Origin of the sequence: Amycolatopsis sp. WAC 01376 (genome assembly GCF_003947415.1) — a bacterium.
GTDB lineage: Bacteria > Actinomycetota > Actinomycetes > Mycobacteriales > Pseudonocardiaceae > Amycolatopsis.
The window spans coordinates 61,511-79,088 of the sequence record NZ_QHKL01000001.1; the positions used below are offsets into that span (position 1 = coordinate 61,511).

14 protein-coding genes are annotated in these 17,578 nt (G+C 69.0%); 4 read left to right on the plus strand and 10 right to left on the minus strand.

Annotation, left to right across the window (positions count from 1 at the left end; genetic code table 11):
* Nucleotides 1-35: 35 nt before the first annotated feature.
* The gene (rpsI, locus tag DMH03_RS00290; protein ID WP_199748617.1) at nt 36-551 is read right to left on the minus strand and encodes a 30S ribosomal protein S9; all 516 of its coding nucleotides are present in this window, start codon (nt 549-551) and stop codon (nt 36-38) included.
* Between the two features lie 14 nt (nt 552-565).
* Entirely contained in the window at nt 566-1,018 is a 453-nt protein-coding gene (gene rplM, locus DMH03_RS00295; protein ID WP_005166833.1) for a 50S ribosomal protein L13, read from the minus strand.
* Nucleotides 1,019-1,296: 278 nt separating this feature from the next.
* Here rplM and DMH03_RS00300 point away from each other — a divergent pair, with 278 nt between their 5' ends.
* Entirely contained in the window at nt 1,297-2,187 is an 891-nt protein-coding gene (locus DMH03_RS00300; protein WP_125790056.1) for a hypothetical protein, read from the plus strand.
* A 3-nt stretch (nt 2,188-2,190) separates the two neighbouring features.
* On the plus strand, nt 2,191-2,910 hold the full coding sequence (locus tag DMH03_RS00305; protein WP_125790057.1) for a DUF4333 domain-containing protein: 720 nt from the start codon (nt 2,191-2,193) through the stop codon (nt 2,908-2,910).
* 122 nt (nt 2,911-3,032) lie between these two features.
* Here DMH03_RS00305 and DMH03_RS00310 read toward each other — a convergent pair whose 3' ends face one another.
* The 5 genes from DMH03_RS00310 to eccCa all read right to left on the minus strand — a co-directional run bounded on the left by DMH03_RS00310 (nt 3,033) and on the right by eccCa (nt 10,336).
* The gene (locus tag DMH03_RS00310; protein ID WP_125790058.1) at nt 3,033-3,317 is read right to left on the minus strand and encodes a WXG100 family type VII secretion target; all 285 of its coding nucleotides are present in this window, start codon (nt 3,315-3,317) and stop codon (nt 3,033-3,035) included.
* Between the two features lie 55 nt (nt 3,318-3,372).
* On the minus strand, nt 3,373-3,693 hold the full coding sequence (locus DMH03_RS00315; RefSeq protein ID WP_125790059.1) for a WXG100 family type VII secretion target: 321 nt from the start codon (nt 3,691-3,693) through the stop codon (nt 3,373-3,375).
* Between the two features lie 233 nt (nt 3,694-3,926).
* Nucleotides 3,927-4,289 carry a hypothetical protein gene (locus DMH03_RS00320; protein ID WP_125790060.1) on the minus strand — a complete coding sequence of 121 codons (363 nt, stop codon included), beginning with the start codon at nt 4,287-4,289 and terminating at the stop codon, nt 3,927-3,929.
* A gap of 12 nt (nt 4,290-4,301) precedes the next feature.
* On the minus strand, nt 4,302-6,260 hold the full coding sequence (locus DMH03_RS00325; RefSeq protein WP_125790061.1) for a type VII secretion-associated protein: 1,959 nt from the start codon (nt 6,258-6,260) through the stop codon (nt 4,302-4,304).
* A gap of 68 nt (nt 6,261-6,328) precedes the next feature.
* On the minus strand, nt 6,329-10,336 hold the full coding sequence (gene eccCa / locus DMH03_RS00330; protein WP_125790062.1) for a type VII secretion protein EccCa: 4,008 nt from the start codon (nt 10,334-10,336) through the stop codon (nt 6,329-6,331).
* 471 nt (nt 10,337-10,807) lie between these two features.
* Between eccCa and eccD the strand changes: the two genes are divergently transcribed.
* Together eccD and mycP are read left to right on the plus strand one after the other, a co-directional pair.
* Nucleotides 10,808-12,172, plus strand: coding sequence for a type VII secretion integral membrane protein EccD (gene eccD / locus DMH03_RS00335; protein ID WP_125791465.1), 1,365 nt, complete (start codon nt 10,808-10,810; stop codon nt 12,170-12,172).
* A gap of 23 nt (nt 12,173-12,195) precedes the next feature.
* The gene (gene mycP, locus DMH03_RS00340; protein ID WP_125790063.1) at nt 12,196-13,827 is read left to right on the plus strand and encodes a type VII secretion-associated serine protease mycosin; all 1,632 of its coding nucleotides are present in this window, start codon (nt 12,196-12,198) and stop codon (nt 13,825-13,827) included.
* A gap of 99 nt (nt 13,828-13,926) precedes the next feature.
* Here the strand turns inward: mycP and DMH03_RS00345 are convergent, their stop codons facing one another.
* The 3 genes from DMH03_RS00345 to eccB form a co-directional block, all read right to left on the minus strand.
* Nucleotides 13,927-15,072: a WXG100 family type VII secretion target gene (locus DMH03_RS00345; protein WP_125790064.1), complete on the minus strand. Its 1,146-nt coding sequence runs from the start codon at nt 15,070-15,072 to the stop codon at nt 13,927-13,929.
* A gap of 5 nt (nt 15,073-15,077) precedes the next feature.
* Nucleotides 15,078-15,392, minus strand: coding sequence for a hypothetical protein (locus DMH03_RS00350; protein ID WP_125790065.1), 315 nt, complete (start codon nt 15,390-15,392; stop codon nt 15,078-15,080).
* Between the two features lie 69 nt (nt 15,393-15,461).
* Complete coding sequence (gene eccB / locus DMH03_RS00355) at nt 15,462-17,075, minus strand: type VII secretion protein EccB (protein WP_125790066.1); 1,614 nt, start codon at nt 17,073-17,075, stop codon at nt 15,462-15,464.
* Nucleotides 17,076-17,578: the final 503 nt, after the last annotated feature.

Genomic DNA, 17,578 nt, shown 5'->3' on the forward strand with positions numbered 1-17,578 from the left:
GATGGGCGCTTCCGCGGGTTGCGCCAGAGGCGCGATCAGCGCTTGCTGTACTGCGGAGCCTTACGGGCCTTCTTGAGGCCGTACTTCTTCCGCTCCGTGGCGCGAGCGTCACGGGTCAGGAAGCCGGCCTTCTTCAGGGCCGGGCGGTCGTCGGCGGCGGCCTCGGCGAGCGCACGGGCGATCGCGAGACGGAGCGCACCGGCCTGGCCCGAGATCCCGCCACCGTGCAGGTTGGCGAAGATGTCGAACGAGTCGGGCTTGTCGACCGTCACCAGCGGCTCACGGATGAGCTGCTGGTGCACCTTGTTCGGGAAGTACTCTTCGAGCGTGCGGCCGTTGAGCTTGAACTCACCGGTACCGGGAACGACGCGCACCCGGACGACGGCCTCCTTGCGGCGGCCGACGGTCTGGGCGTTGCCACCCGCGGCACGCGACGGACGAGCACCGGAGGGCGTCTCGCTGGTCGCGACGGCTTCGCCGACGGCAGGGGTTTCCGTGGTCGCGACGGCCTCGGCCGGGGCCTCGGTCGTGGTCTCCTCGGTGCTGGTCACAGACTGTTCCTCACTCACTGCGCGACCTGCGCGATCTTGGTGATCTCGCGCGCCTGCGGCTGCTGCGCGGCGTGCGGGTGCTCGGCGCCGGCGTAGACCTTCAGCTTCTTCGCCTGGGCGCGGCCGAGCTTGTTCTTCGGGAGCATGCCCTTGACGACCTTCTCGAGCAGGTGCTCGGGCTTGGTGTCGAGCAGTTCACCGAAGGAGCGCTTACGCAGACCACCGGGGTAACCGCTGTGCCGGTACGCGAACTTCTGCTCTCGCTTGTTACCGGTGAGCGCGACCTTCTCGGCGTTGACGATGATGACGAAGTCACCGGTGTCCACGTGCGGAGCGTAGGTCGGCTTGTGCTTGCCGCGCAGCAGCGTGGCGACCTCGGTCGCGAGCCGGCCGAGCACGACATCCTCGGCGTCGATCACGTGCCAGGCACGAGTGACGTCGCCGGGCTTGGGGCTGTACGTGGGCAAGGGTCTACCTCGTCGTCAACATTGCGTGTGGGTTCTGTGCGGGCCTAGCGCTTACGCGCCGCAGCGCACAACGACATATGAAGATACCCCCACGCCCGACCCTACTGCGAAGCGGGGGTCGGTCCGGGGTCCCATACTAGGACCGGCGCCCGGCGGGCGCCCCGCAACTGTACCTCGCCGGTGTGGCGGAACCGCCCACGGCATCGTCCTTCGCGGGAGAGGATGAGACGATCCGGACGCGCACCGCGCGCGGGGGGACTCGATTCAGGGGAACGGCGATGAAGAAACGTCCAACGACCATCTTGTGCGTGCTGAGCGCCGTGCTGGTGCTCACCACCGCCTGCGGCCAGGGGCGCGCGGGCACGGCCGTGCCGAAGGGCGACGACGCGGCGACCTACGTCGGCACGAAGTTCGAAACGGCGATGAACAAGCTGCAGGACACCATCGGCGACCAGCGCGACGTCACCAGCGAGTCGGGCGCCTACTTCCGCTTCGACGAGAAGTACATCCGCAGCACGCTCTCGTCCGCCCGCACCGGTTCCCCGGAAGGCCGGGTCAGCCGCCAACGCTCGCAGAAGAACCCGGACGACAGCATCGACTGGTACACCCCGGCCGACGGGACCGTCGAATACGTGTACCTCGGCCCCGTCTACAAGAGCCTCGCCCCGACGCCGTGGGTTTCGATGCCGAAGTCGGAGACCGGGCTGACCATCCCCTGTGCCTGGGTCGGGATCATCACCGCCTGCAAGATGGCCGACGCGATCGCCGTGGCCTACAACGCGGACAAGAAGATCGTGAAGGGCGCGAAAAGCCTTCCGGAGAACCGGATCGAGCTGACCGCCGACATCCCGTTCGGGAAGTTCATCGAGCGACGGGTGGAGATCCTGCCGGCGTCGATCAGCGGGGCGATCACGGGCGACATGAAGAAGGCCCCGGTCCGGACCACCGTCTCCCTCAACTCGGACGGGACGCTGAACCAGATCGTGATGGACGCCAAGATCGAGGGTGGCGGGCACAAGATCGAGCTGCGCTACGACTTCCGCTTCACCGGCAAAGCGAGCACGCAGGACCTGCCGAGGCTGCCGGACGCCTCGCAGATCACCGTGCTGCCGGACAAGGCGGCCAAGGACGATTTCAACCGCCGGTTCAACGAGTTGAAAGGCGTCTGAGGCATGACCGAACAGCAGCCGCAGCAGTGGTGGCAGCCGCCGGCGAACCCCGGGAACCAGCAGCAGGGCTGGCAGCAGGACGGCCAGGCGACCGGGCCGCATCCCGGGCAGTGGCAGCAGAACGACCCCAATGCCGCGACCACCGGTTCCTACACCGGGCAATGGCAGCAGCAGCCCGGCGTCACCGGCTCGTTTTCCGGGCCATGGCAACAGAACGCCGCACCCGCGCCGGGCACGGCGTGGCAGCAACCGCAGCAGCAGCCCGCGCCGCAGCAGCAGGATTGGCAGGCACCGCAACAGGTTCCGGGCACTCCCCCGCAGGGACAGTACGGCGGAGGCTTCCAGCCCGCCCAGTCGTCGCAGTACGGCGGGCTCGGCGCTTTCGGCGCGGAGCCCCCGAAGAAGTCCAAGGTTTCCAAGAAGACCTTGCTGATCGGCGGGATCGCGGCGGCCGTCGTGATCGCGGGCGGCGTCTCGGCTTGGCTGCTCGGCGCGTTCGCGGGTGACACTCTCGACGAGAAGTCGGTCCAGGACGGCGTCGTCCGCGTGCTCAACGAGCACTACGGGGAGCCGGACGTGAAGAACGTGACGTGTCCTTCCGGCCAACTTGTGGAGAACGGGACCACGTTCGATTGCTCGATCGATCTTTCGGGACAGCAGAAGAAGGTCACCGTCCGGGTACTGAACACCACCCCGGAATTCGAGGTCGGCGCACCGCACTGAGCTCCGCCGGACACGGAAAAGCCGCGACGAACCCGTCGCGGCTTTTTCTTTCACACAAACGAAACGGCGGGCTCGGCATCCGAAGATGCCTGCCCGCCGTTGCTCGTTCGGAGCCGGAAGACTCAGAACAGGCCGGTGACGCCCTGTTCCGTGGCCTGGTAGCCGTCGGCCAGCTGCGGCAGCACGCCGGCGACCTGCGCGAGCAGCTGCTTGAGCTCCTCGAAGCTGTTGTCCCACTCCTGCTGAGCGGCCATGTACGCGATCTTCGCGTCACCGTCCCAGGTGTTGACCAGCGGCGACAGGTCGCTCTTCAGCTGCCCGAAGAGGGACTCCAGCTCGCCACCGGTGCTCTTGCAGTCGTCGGCCGCCGCGTGGATTGTCGCGTAATCGACCTTCATCTCGCCCATAAGTTCCTCCAGTCAGAAAGTAAGAAAGTCTTGGATTTGGTGCGGTGTAGCCGAATCAGCCGAGGACGCCGAAGCCCTGGTTGACCGACTTGATGAGCTCCTGCTGCTGCTGCTCGGTCGCGTTGTACTTCGAACCGGCCTGCTCGAGCAGGTCACCGATGTTCTGGAGGGACTGGTTGAGCTTGCGGCCAGCACCGTCGAAGCGCGTCATGACGTTGTTGAACGCGAGCGCCGCGTCGCCGGTCCAGCCCGCGCGGGTGGCCTCGATGTTGTCGCGAAGCTTGCTCAGGTTCTGGTCCATCGAAACGCGGACCTCGGTCACGCGCTTCTCGGCCTCGGTGAACTGCTCAACTGTCCCGGTAAATCCGCCAGCCATGGGAGCTACCCCCTTCGTTCGTGGTTTATCCGTACTTGGTGAAGTTCGTTTGGTACGGACCTACGACGGAGACACTGCCACGTCTGGTTCCCTCTTGTCGCTCGTTGGTTTCAAGTAGTTGCTTGCGTTAACGCTCACGGCGGGAACCGAACGCGGAAACCCGGACAGCACGCCGCGAATCGCGTGCCGAAAAGGGCTTTCACCACGCGATTTAGCAAACGCACAGGGGCCGGTCAATCGCCTCGGCTCATGATTCGCGACTGCGAAAAGTCCTCGTCGTCGTCACCCACACGTGGCCTTCTGGCCGCCGGTTCCGGCCGAAGGGGAACCAAGTCCGCCGCCGGGGGCAACGTGGGAACCGGAAGACCGGCGCCCGTGCGGAACCGTTTCGCCGCGTTCCGGACGGCGGCGGGGGTCGGCGCCGTCTCGCCGCCCGCGAGCCGTCCCTTGCCGAATTGCTTCGCCAGTTCCGCGTTCTCGCCCCGGCGGCGTTCGTACCTTGCCTTGGCCGTGCGGGCGACCTGCCGGGCATAAGTGACCGCGTCACGCCCCGTGCGGGCGAAGTGTTCGGCGGCGGTCTCGGGTTCGGGTGGCATTCGCCTCCCCCTTCAGTTGACGACCACCATCGTTTTGACGACCTGCTCGCAGGCCGCGCTCACGCGTTGTTCGAGCGGTGAGCCGGTGCCGTATTGGCAACCGATGTGGACGCGGGTCTTTCCCTGCGCGACGACGTACCAGTCGACACGCGCGCTCGGCTTGGTTTCGCGGTAGTAGACGACGGTCCGGCCGGCGTAGTTCGCGGAACCGTTGAAGCCACTGTACTTATGCGGTTTCTCCCGTGCCCCGGCACTGAGTTCGTCGACGAGTTTCTGTCTGTCGGCCGTCGCGTCGTAGGCCATCACGTACTCCTGGGCGACCACCAGGTCGTCGCCGGTGAGGGAGTCGCTCGGGTGGATCACCACCTGACGGTTGGCGACGCGGTCGTCGGTTTGCGTCCAGTCCATCGGCGCGATGAAGCGATAGTCGTACTGGGCGAGCGTCCGGCCTTCCGGCTCGGCCTCCCCGCTGTTGACGGCGAAGAGGACGCCACCTACGACCGCCGCGACGGTGACCCCGGCCGCGGCGATGATCCAGGGCGCCTTCTTGCCCTTCCCGCCGCGCTCGGCGGGTTTGGTCTCGCGGGAGGGCTCACCCGGCCGCCACGGCGGCGGGGCCGCTATCCCCTGCTGTCCCATCGGAGGCGATGGCGGCCCCTGCTGCCGCGTCGCGTTTAGCGGGCTAAACGCGCTCTGCGGAGGCGGGGCGGGCTGGTGGGGGCCGGGCGGGAACTGGGGGCGCGGGGTTTCGGGGCGCCGGTCGGCGGGGGCGGGCGCGGGGGCACCGCCGACGCGCGAGACCGCGGAACCAGCGAGCGACCCCGTCCGGTCCGGGTCGATCAGCACCGCGCGCAGGGCACCGCGGGCGACCACGGTCTCCGGCTGGTCCAGCGTGGTGGGTACGACACCGGTCCGCTCGTGCACCAGCCGGGACACCATCGGGATCCGGCTCGACCCGCCCACGAGGAAGATCGCAGTCAGCTGCTTCGGCCGCAGCCCGGAATCGCCGATCGCGGCCACGGTCAGCTCGACCGCGCGCCCGAGCGGGCCCGCGATGATCCGTTCGAGGTCCTCCCGGGTCACGTGGGCGTCGGCGAACGGCGGCGGCATCGGAACGTCGGTGTACGCGTGCCGGGACAGCGTCTCCTTCGCGCCGCGCACGTCCTGCCGCAGCACACGGCGGCGCCGCCGATCCGTGAGCTCGCGGCCTTCGACGAGCTTCCGCCATTCCGGCGGATCGACGGACGACACCAGCGAGCCCACGTGCTCCAGGAGCGCCTGATCGACGTCCGCTCCCCCGAAGCTCGGATCCCCCCGGGTGGCCAGCACCTGGAACCCGGCGCGTTTAGCGGGCGAACTGCGATCCGCCGGGCTGCCGGGCATGCGCTGGACCACGGAGACGTCGACGGTGCCACCGCCGAGGTCGAGCACCGCCAGTGCGTCGCCGGGGCGGCCGCTGAACTCGACGGTGCGCTCGGAGTTGAGGTCGGCCGGAGCGAACGTCGCCGCGTGATAGACCGCCGCGGCGACCGGCTCCGGCACGAGCGCGACCTGACGGGCGAGCCCGCCGGCCGCCTGCCGGAGCAGACGGGTCCGGGTCGCGCCCCAATCGGCGGGGTGGGTCAGGACGAGCAGCTCGACCTCGGCGTCACCGGCGAGCCGGCGCGCCTCGGTCACCGCGCGTTTCAGCACGGCGTGGACGACGTCGGTCACGCGGAGGACGTTGTCGCCCAGCAGCAGGTCGCCTTCGTCGATCCGGCGCTTCGGATTCGGCTCGTAGCGCGACGGATCCACCGCCGCCTGCCGTTCCGCCTCCTGGCCGACGAACAGCGTCCCGTCCGGCGCGGCGTAGACCGCCGACGACATCAAGGGCTGCCCGTCCACCACGACGACCTGCGGCTCGCGGCCGTTGATCGAGGCGACTACGCAGGTGCTCGATGTCCCGAAGTCCACCGCTACCCGCACAGTCACTAGCCACTCCCGCAGATCGTCGTCGTCACCCCTCGCCCAGCCGGGACCTCACCTGGTTCCGCGGGAGGTCAGTCCGGCTGGATCCACGAGACCTGCATGAGCTGCTTGCCGTGCTTCCGGGTCACGAGGTTGCCTCGGCCCGGCGGCATCTGGCTCGGCTTCACGTTCGCGACGAGGTTGCCTTCGTCACGCGAGCCGTTCATGACCATACCGGGCGCCGCGATCTCCCTGAGCTTGCCGAGGATCGGGTCGAACATCGCCCGGCTCGCGCCACCACTGCGGCGCACGACGATGACGTGCAGACCGACGTCCTTCGCCTGCGCGAGGAACTCGGCGAGCGGCTTCAGCGGGTTGCTCGTCTGCGTGGCGACCAGGTCGTAGTCGTCGACGATGATGAACAGCTCCGGACCGGTCCACCAGGACCGGGTCTTGAGCTGCTCCTGCGTGACGTCCGGACCGGGGAGCCGCCGGGTCATCGACCCGTGGACGTCCTTGACCATGCTGTCGAGCTGCGCGGCGGACACCGCGTAGCCGAGCAGCTGGTCCCCGCCGACGAAACCGAGCATCGTGCGCCGGTAGTCGACGAGGATGATGACCGCTTCCTGCGTCGTGTACCGCTCGGTGATGCCCCGGGTGATCTGGCGCAGCAGGTTCGTCTTGCCCGACTCGCCGTCCGCGAACGCGTAGAAGTGCGAATCGGAGGCGAAGTCGAGGTAGATCGGCTGGAGGTCTTCCTCGTTGACGCCGATCGGCACCAGCTTCGTGTTGCGCTTGGTGTCGATGCTGAGGACCTCGTCGTAGGTGACCATCTCCGGCAGCAGGCGGACCTGCGGCGCCGGACGGCCCTTCCACGCCGCCTTGATCTTCGCCACCGCGTCGGCGACACCGGCGGCGACGTCGTCCGCGTTGCTCGAACCGTCGATGCGCGGAAGACCGGTCAGCAGGTGCAGCTTGTCCCTGGTGAGACCGCGGCCGGGACGGCCTGCCGGGACGTTCACCGCGACCCGGCGGTCGATGTCCGACTCGCTCGGGTCACCGAGGCGCAGCTCGAACCGGGTGCCGATCATGTCCTTGATCGCCGGGCGGATGTCCGCCCACCGGTTCGCCGCGATGATGACGTGCACACCGTAGGAAAGACCCTGGGTGGCGAGCTTGGTGATCGAGGTCTCCAGCTCGTCGAAGTCGTCCCGCAGCGCCTTCCAGTTGTCGACGATCAGGAAGGCGTCACCGAAGGCGTCTTCCTCTGGCTTGATCTCGCCGCGCCGCTTGCGGTTGCGGAACTCGTTCATCGAGTCGATGCCCATGGCACCGAACCGGCCTTCCCGCTCGGTGAGCAGGGTGGTCAGCTCGGCCACGATCCGGCGGGCCTTGTCCGGCTCGCGGCGGGCGACGGCGACGCCACCGACGTGCGGCAGGCCCTGGAGACCGGCCAACGTACCGCCACCGAGGTCGAGCGCGTAGAACTGCGCTTCCTCGGGGGTGTGGGTCAGCGCCATCGACATGATCAGCGTCCGGAGCATGGTCGACTTGCCCGACTGCGGGCCGCCGACGATCACACCGTGCCCGGCGCCACCGGAGAAGTCGGCCCACAGCAGGTCACGGCGCTGCTCGTACGGGCGGTCGACGATGCCCATCGGCACCTGCAGCCGTCCGTTGCCGAAGAACCCGACCGGGGAAAGACCGCGGTCGTCGGTGGGGTTCAGGTTCGGCAGCAGGGTGTCGAGCGAGTTCGGCTCCTTGAGCGGCGGCAGCCAGACCTCGTGCGCGGGCGGGCCCTGGCCGATCAGCCGGGACACGATCACGTCGAGCTCACTCGGCTCGACGGCCTCCTCCTGCTTGGCCTCTTCCACCGGCGCGGCTTCGATCTGCTGCGGCTCCGGCTCCTTCGGCAGTTCGACGAAGTCCGGGACGAACAGCTGCGGGCGCTTGTCGGCGCGAACCACCGTCGCGACCGGGCCCGCCGCCTTGATCCCCGCGGGCCGGTACGGGCCCGAGACGTACGAGGCCTTGAAGCGCACCAGCGTCGAGGTGTCGTACTTGAGGTAACCGCCACCGGGCACGGACGGCAGCTCGAACGCGTCGGGCACGCCGATCGCGGCACGGGATTCCGCGGCGGAGAAGGTCTTCAGACCGATGCGGTAGGAAAGGTGCGAGTCGAGACCGCGCAGCTTGCCCTCTTCCAGCCGCTGCGACGCGAGGAGCATGTGCATCTGCAGCGACCGGCCCAGACGGCCGATGGCGACGAACAGGTCGATGAAGTCCGGCTTCGCGGCCAGCAGCTCGGAGAACTCGTCACAGACGATGAAGAGCGCGGGCAGCGGGTCGAGGTCGGCGCCGTTCTCGCGGGCCTTCTCGTACTCCCAGACGTTCTTGAAGTTACCGCCGTTCTTCAGCGCTTCCTGGCGCCTGTTCATCTCGCCGGCGAGGGCGTCCTTCATCCGGTCGACCAGCGTGACCTCGTCCGCGAGGTTGGTGATGACCGCGGAGACGTGCGGTGCGGCGTCCAACCCCATGAACGTCGCACCACCCTTGAAGTCCACGAGGACGAAGTTGAGCGTGCTCGACGAGTGCGTGGCGAGCATGCCCAGCACCAGGGTGCGGAGGAACTCCGACTTACCGGAACCGGTCGCCCCGATGCACAGGCCGTGCGGGCCCATGCCCTCCATCGCGGCTTCCTTGATGTCCAGCTCGACCGGCTGGCCGTACTCGCCGACACCGAAGGGGACGCGGTAGCGGTCTCGCACCGGGCGCGGCCGCCAGGACTGCTGGACGTCGAAGGTCATCGGGTCGCCGGGGATGCCCAGCAGTTCGAGCAGACCGGGGTTGGACAGCAGCGGCTCTTCCTCGGCGGCGTCCTGCGCGGCGGTGCCGACCCGGTACGGGGCGAGGAGCCTCGCGAGGGCTTCGGCCTCGACCACGCTGAGCGTGTCCGGGCGGCCGAACCATTCGACGCCGCCGGCGCTGCGGGCGCCGAGGCGGTCTTCTTCGACGACCAGCCGCAGACCGCGGCGGGCCGCGAGGTTGCCGATGGAGTCGGAAAGATCGATCAGGGTGACGCCGACCAGACCCTCTTCGAGGATGATCTGTTCCTCGCGGGTGACCTCGGCGTCGTCGACGATGATGACGACGTGCGGCTGGTCCGGGGCGGGCGTCGCGTTGCGGGAGAACCGCTGACGGTCACGGAGTTCCTCGTCGAGCCACTGCTCGATCTGCGCGAGGGAACCCGCCATCATCCGCAGCTGGCCGATACCGTCGGCGAGCGCCGGGTGCTGGGCGTGCGGCAGCCACTTCGCCCACTCCCACTCCTCCTTGGCGCGGCCCGCCGTCGCGACCGCGATGAGGACGTCGTCGGGGCTGTGGAAGGTGACCAGCTGCGCCAGCATCGCCCGGGTGAGACCGCGGGTGAGGCCGCGATCGCCCTGCATGCTGACCGCGGCGAACCCGCGGAGGGTGATCTGGGTCGGCAGGTCCGGGACGATCGAATGCGCGCGGACGAACCGGCGCAGCGCGAGCGTGGCGATCGGCTCCAGCTCGTCGACCGGGCCGGTCTGCGGCGGCACCAGCCGCGTCGCGAGCCGGTGCGAGCTGCGGCCGACACGGAGGTGGAGGAAGTCCTGGTCGTTCTGGCGGCGCTCCCACATGCGGCGGCTCGCGGCCAACGACCACATCGTCTGCGGGTCGGGGTGAACCCACTCGAGCGCGGCACGCTGGTCGACCATGGCCTCGCGGGCCCTGTCGCGCATCTGGCCGAGGTAGCGCAGGTAGTCCTTGCGGTCCTCGTCCATCTCGGCCTTTTTGGCGCCGCCACCCTTGCCCGCGCCGCCTGCCATCATGCCGACGGTGCTGAGCACCATCATGCCGCCCATCATCATCATCATGGGATTGCGTCCACCCGTGGTGAACATGAAGACCATCATCCCGATGGAGGCGACGATCATCACCGCGGGAAGCAGCTTCATGACGATGTTGCCCGGGATGGTGCGCGGCACCTCAGGCGGCGGTTCGAGATGCACCTCGCCGCCCGGCGGCCGAGGCGCCGCCAGGCGCGGTGACTTCTTGAACTGCAGCGTGCTCATCGAAGGACCCCTCTTCAAACTCGACGATGGCGGCCACCGTTGGTGCGCGTACTGGTGCGCGAGACAACCTATCGAACGTGGGCCGGTGAAATCCGGACAACGCCGAGAACGGCCCCGGCCGGGGCCGTACGCATGTCGGGAGTGTAGGGCTCCGGCTCCGCCGACGTGCGTTTAGCGGCCTAAGTGCGATCCGGCGGCCCAGACGCCCGACGTGCGTTTAGCCCCCTAATCGCGATCTGGCGGCCGGGGCCCGCTCAGGTGCCCAGGGCTCCGGCGCGTCACGATTAGCCCGCTAAAGTCGACGCGCCGGCAGCCGGTCCGAGGGGCTTCGCAGGTCGCCTCTCTTACTTTTGCCGGTCTTTTTCCGACAGTCGATGATGTGGGCACCCGGGTTCGGTATAGGTTCCCCCGGGAGCAGACTCTCAGGGCAGGGGGACGGCAGTGGCAACGGGCACGACGGTATTCAGCAGGGTGACGGTGGTCGCGCCACGCACCCGGATCGACGTGGCTTTGCCGGCTGACGTCGCGGTGGCGGACCTGCTGCCCATGCTGTTGGAGATGGCGAAGGAGGCGACGCCGGACGGCGGCGCCCGCCACGGCGGCTGGGCACTGGCGAAGCTGGGCGACGCGCCGCTCGACCCGAGCCGGACCCTCGCGTCCCTCGGTGTCGTCGACGGCGAGCTCCTCCAGCTGCGCAAGCGCAACGAGAACCCTCCGCCTCCGCTGTACGACGACGTCGTCGACGCGATCGCCGAGTCGTCCCCGGACAGCTTCCGTCCGTGGACCAAGGAGACGGCGCGCCGCTTCGGGCACATCGCGGGCGGGCTGGCGCTGTTCTTCGCGGCCCTCGCGCTCTTCACCAGCGGGTCGTTCTACGGCGGCAACGCACTCGCCGCCGCGATCGCGGGCGGTGTCGGCGCGATCGCGTGCGTCGCGATCGGCGCGACACTGGCCAAGGCCTACAAGGCCGAGGCGACCGGCGTGCGGCTCGCCGCGGCGGGCGGACTTCCGCTGGCCTTCGTCAGCGGCTTCTACATCGTGCCGGGGCTGTCTCTGTGGGCGAACCTGCTGCTCGCGAGCGCTCTCGTGATCATCGTGGCGGCGGTCTGCATCCTCGTCATCGGGCACGGCATCACCACGTTCATCGCGGCGGCGACGACGGCCACGATCTCGGCGCTGACATTCCTGGCCGCGACGCTCATCGACACTCCGATCGCCGGCATCGCGGCCGGCGCCACCGCGTTCTCGCTGGCGTGCATCTCGCTGCTGCCGCGCGCGACGATCAAGCTCGCGGCCCTCCCGACGCCGCACGTTCCTGGTAGCGCCGAAGAGCTCAAGGAAGACTCGGGCTTCCCGGACTATCGCGCCATCGAACGTCGCACCGCCGTCGCGCACGAGTACATGACCGGTCTGCTGACCGGCTGCGGCGCGGCCACCGCGCTGTTCGCCATCATCGCCTCGACATCCACGTCGGTCTTCGGCCCGATCCTCGGCGTCATCGCCACGCTGGTCCTGCTCCTGCGGGCACGGGCGTACGCGAACGGCGCGCAGGCGATCGCCCTCCTGACCACCGGCATGGTGTCCGGCGCGGGCATCCTGCTCGGCTGGATGTGGTCGGCGAGCCCGCTGAACCGCGTCCTGTTCGTGTTCGGCGCGCTGCTGCTGATCGGCGCCGGCGCGCTCGTGGTCGGCGTGATCTTCCCGAACAAGCGCTTCTCGCCGCCGCTGCGGCGGACCGTGGAGATCTTCGAGGCCGTCTTCATCGCGACGGTGCTCCCGCTGGCGCTCGGCGTCATGGATCTCTACACGACGCTGCGCCACCTCAACTTCAAGTGACGACCCGATCGGATGATGCTCTGATGGCCGTAGCGCGGAAGTCCAGGGGGACGCGCGTCCGCCACCTCGGCCTCGCCGGGCGTACCGGAACGGTGCTGCTGGCGGCCGGTATCGGTGTTCTCTCTCCGGCGTCGGTGGCACTTCCCGCCTGGGCGCAGCAAAGCAGCGTCGCGCCGGACGCTGGCGGCTACTACGCGACCCCGCCTCCGGTGGACACGTCCAAGAAGCCGGCGGACGAGGGCAAGCCGGACAAGACCTACGAGAAGAAGACCGAGTGCGTACAGCGCAGCAAGCTCGGCGGCGACCAGGTCGACATCAAGAACCGTCCGTGGGGCCAGGAGTACCTGCAGATCGAAAAGGTGCACCAGCTGATGCGCGGAGCCACCCGGTCGGTCGGCGGGGGCGTAAAGGTCGCCGTGATCGACACCGGCGTCACCGCGCACCCGTACTTCGGGGGCCGCGTCGAATCGGGTGGTGACTACGTCGCGACCCCCGGTGGCGGCAAGGCACCGGGGCTCGAGGACTGCGACGGCCACGGCACCGAGGTCGCGGGGATCATCGCCGCGAATCCGCCCGACGCGAGCATCGGATTCCGCGGAGTCGCCCCAGACGCCACGATCCTGTCGATCCGTCAGTCGAGCCAGAACTACGAGGAAGCGGAGAAGAAGCCCGAGCCGCCCGCGTCCAGCGCCGCTCCGCCGTCTTCGTCGAACAACCCGGGATCGCAGCTTCCGCCGTCCTCACAGGGAAACGGTGCCGTCGGTGGCACCGCGCCGGGTCAGGACAAGGGCGGACGGCAACAGGAACAGGGCAAGACGGCCGGGAACCTCAAGACGCTCGCGCAGGCCGTGGTCAGGGCTGTCGACAAGGGCGCCAAGGTAATCAACATGTCGGTCGACAACTGTCGACCGTCCTCCGGGAACATCACCCCGAATGAGCTACCACTCCAGGCGGCGGTGAACTACGCCGTTCAGAACGACGTGGTCGTGGTCGCGGCGGCGGGCAACGTCAGCGAAAAATGCCCGCAGAACGATCAGCCGGACCCCAAGACTCCCAAGACGATCGTCACGCCGCCCTGGTTCTCCGACGACGTCCTCTCGGTCGCGGCGATCGACGACACCGGCGGTGTCGCGGATTTCAGCGTCAACGGGCCGTGGGTCAGTGTCGCCGCTCCGGGCACCAAGATCATCTCGCTGGACCCGGCCGAGGGGTCGAGCAGCCTCGCCAACCTGACGATCGAGGGCAACGGGAAGCCCGGTGCCATCCAGGGCACCAGCTTCGCCGCGCCGTACGTCGCCGGACTCGCCGCCCTCGTGCGGGCGAAGTTCCCGACACTGCCGGCTCGTGACGTGATGAACCGGATCAAGGCGACGGCGCAGCATCCGGCCGCACCGGGCGGACGGGATAACTTCGTCGGCTTCGGTGTCGTCGACCCGATCGCGGCGCTGACGGCGATCGTGCCGTCGGAGGCGGACAAGGCCAAGCCGGTCCCGCTGCCCGCGAATCTGCCGCCCGCGAACGACCGTGACCCCGCCCCGATGATCGTCGCACTCGCCGGAACCGGCGGGGGCCTGGTGGCGCTGCTCGTCACGCTGTTCGTGGTCCACTCGGTCCGCCGCAACCGGCCGGCCACCCCGGCCCGCAAAACCCCGTAGGCGTCGACTTTAGCGGGCTAAACGTGATCCGAGCGGGACTCGCCTCCGAGCCGCCCAGATCGCGGTTAGCCCGCTAAAGTCGCTCCGCCGCTGGGGCGCCTACTTGGCGGGCTTGGGCTTCGGAGCGGGCTTCGCCGGGGCGTCGTCCTCGCCGATCACGGGCGGGACGACCTGGCCGGGCTCGCCGACCACGTCGGACGGTTTCGATGCGGGCCGCGTCTTCGACTGGTGAGCCGTCTGGCCTCCCCCGCCCATACCGCCCATCATGGGCGCCATCCCCATCGGCATCATCGCCGATCCCGCCCCGGCGACGCCCTGCCCATGGGCCGGAGCGGTCTGAACGGGCGCGACCTCCGGGATCGGCGCCTGACCTTGCTCGATCAGAGGCTCCTGCGACCCGGTCTTCCGGCCGTCGGTCGAGGACGGCGACGTCGACTGTTCGTCCGACGCAGCGCCGGAATCTGCCTCAGCGGCGGCCTTCTCCGGCACCGGCGCACCCGGCGCTTCGGAATCGTCGTGGAGTTTGAACTCGTCCTGCGGGTACCGGTGGGCGATCTCGATGCTCCGCGAGCCGGCGTCAGGATCGTCGACGCCGTCGCAAAACCGCACGAAGCCCTCGAGGACGTCGCGCGCGGCTTCGTAGAGGGCTTTGGCCGACTCCTGCGCCTCCTCCAGTTGAGTTCGCGCGCGCCGGACGCCACCGACCGGGAGCATCGCGGTCTCGGAGGTCAGCTCCGCCGTGTCGACCAGGATCTCGACGAGGTCGGTCAGGATGCGACGGGTCGACACCACCAGCTCGTCCAGCGAACCCGCCAGGGTCGTGAGGGCGTCTTCGACGTCGGAGCCCGCGGCGTTGATGTCCACGATGTACGTGACGAACGCGTCAGCGTCCTTGCCCGCCCACCCGGCGTCGAGGCGCCCGAGGTCCTCGGCCAGTTCTTTCGAAACGGTGCCTGCGGCCTTCGCCGCTTTCCGGAGCCGGTCCGCCTCGTCCTTCAAGTCCTCCCAGCGCCCCGCCAGCGGGGTCAGGTAGGCCTCGACCGGATCGATCAGCCCCAGATGGCCGGACAGCTCCGAAACGAAGGCGAGATGCGGTGCCGCGGCCTCGACCAGCTCCTCGCCACCAGAGCCGGTCGCGTTTAGGGGGCTAAACGCGCTCTGGGGCGCCACGGGAGCGGCAGCCGAACGGGCGGCCGCCATCGGGTGCGGGAGGGAATCCGTCGGGTTCTCCGATTCGGCGATCATGCGGTTCAGAGCTCCACGGCGCGCTTGATCATCTGCGCGGCCTCGTCGTCGTGCCCGGCATGCCGCGCGGTCACCGTGTGCAGGGCCTCGGACGCCGACCTCAGCGCGGCCGCACCTTCCACCAGCTGACGTCGGATGGCCTCCGCCGCGCGCCCGTAGGACGCGCCGAGGCCCAGTTCCTCCCCCAGCGTTCCGTGCGACTCGACGGTGACACCGTCCCCGGTCACCTCCGCGGCCGCCAGTTCGAGCTCTCCGGCGGCCGCGTCCACCCGCTTCGCATAGTCACCGACGACGACGCCGTCGATCTTCAGGCCGGCCACTGCACTCCTCCACTCACCCGATACCGCTTGGGCGTTGAGACGCTCGCGCCGTCCGGCGGGTTCCCGCGATCAGTTACCCGCCGGAGCCTGCTGCGATTGCGTGGCGACCGAACCGGCCCGATCGTCGATCGGCACGGTGTCGAACGTCCGGAGCACGTCCTGCGTGTTCAGCGAAGCGCCGTTGGGCAGGATCCTGATGATGGACTCCGGCGCGGGCACCCGCTTGTTGAGCCCGATCGAGTCCGCCGTCACCGCGTCGGGGACGCCGTAACGGATGCCGCGATCGGAGATCAGCTGGATCGGTCCCTTGTCGAAGGTCTCCTTGCCGGTCGCCGACTGGACGACGGCCGCGAAACCAGGCTCCATGAAGAAGCTGTTGATCGGCGCGCCCACCGGGCCGGGGGTACCGATCTTGACGCCGGGCGCGGATCCGTCGGCGTTCCTGCCCTTCGGCAGCTTGTCGTCGACGAACACCGCCGTGTGCCCGTCCCGGTTGGCGCCGTCGCCCGCGATGGACCAGCCAAGGCACGAGACCCGGGAACCCTGGGTCGCGTTGAGCACCGTCGGCACCGTCTGGGGGTAGGCGTCGAGTTCGACGACCTGGGAGACACGCGTGAGGTTGCGGATCTTGCCCAGCGGCACGGACATCACCGAAGTGCTGCCGTCGTTCTTCCCGGTCTGCACGATGTCCGCGACGGCCGGGGAAATGGACTGGATCCCTTCCTTCGTGATGAGGTAGAAGTCCTTCCGCCCCTCGGCCTGCTCGGTGGAGAAGACGTCGCCGACCTTCATGCTTTCGATTTCGAAGTTGGGGGTCTCGCCGTCGCCGGGGACGGACGGGAGCTTCAGCTCCGGCACCTCGGGAATCGCGTCGAGCAGCCCCTGGGAGATACCGCGGGGCTGGTCGGACAGCTTCAGCGCGGAACGGACGGCGCTCGCGTCCGGCTTGATCTCGGCCTTGACCGCGTTCGCGTTCCGGAGGTTGGGGTCCGGCCTCTGCCGGTAGATCAGGTACTCCCTGCCGTTGGCGCCCTTGGCGAGCAACGCCTCGTTCTGGCCGAGTTCGCGGTTCCCGAGCTGTTTCACACCCGCGTAGACGGTCGTCTCCGTCTTCGACAGATCCGGCTGGGGCACCGTCGGGTCGTACATGACCTCGTCGCACACGCCCCAGTCCGCGGAGACCCGCTGGCTTTCCGTCGGCATCAGCTGCGGGCCGTTCGGAATGCCCATGAGCTGACCGCGGGGAATGTTCTTCAGCTGCTCGTCCGAGACGACTGTGGGGTTCTTCACTTCGGAGGCCTGCGTCGGCCCGGAAGGCTTGGCCCCCGCCTGCTGCGCCCCTTGTTTCGACTGCGCGATGATCAGCAGCCGCGCGGAGGCGAGGTTGAAGGTCGGAATCAGTTTCTTCGGGTTCCCGGCCACGACGTACACCGTTCCGGACTGCTCGCCGATGACGATGTTGCCCGCGTCCGGCACGGACGGCTTCGGGCTCAGCAGGCCCCAGATGACGAAGACCAGGACGCCCAGCGCGGCCAGCACGATACCCACGATGGTGGCCCGCGTGTGCGTGCGCATCGGGTCGTGGAGCATGACGGCGTCGCGACGGACCAGCGCGGATTGCATCCGTCGCAGAACGAACTGATAAGCCTGAACTTGAGACTTAGTAGTCGGTGTTGATGGCATTCTCGACCTACAGTCCTCCCCGTCGCGGTACGGTTCCGCAGGATAGCCGTACGGGGACCGTCTGGTGTGGGGTTTCTACCAACTCCAGCTAGTGTCAAGTTCCTCGGGACCGGCTTTCCGGGTACGCAGCACGCACGAGGGGAAGAGAAAGCGCGGATGTCCGTCACCACTCCTCCACGTCCGCCCGGCCCTCCGGGGCCGCAACCTCCTGGTCGTCCGCCGGGTCCGCCGCCAAGGCCCGGCAGACCGGGTGGTCCGGGCGGCCCGGTCGGAGGCCCGGGAGGTCCCGGAGTTCCTCGCGGTCCCGGTGGCCCAGGCGGCCCTGGGGGGCCTGGCGGACCGCAGGGTCCTGGCGGCCCCGGTGGTCCGGGAGGGCCCAAGGGTCCCGGCGGACCTGGTGGCCCAGGAGGTCCTGGTGGGCCCGGTGGCCCGGGCGGTCCTCCGTCCGGCGGCCCCGGCCCGCAGTCCGGCCCTCCGCCCGCTCCGGCGGCGCGGATCGCCGC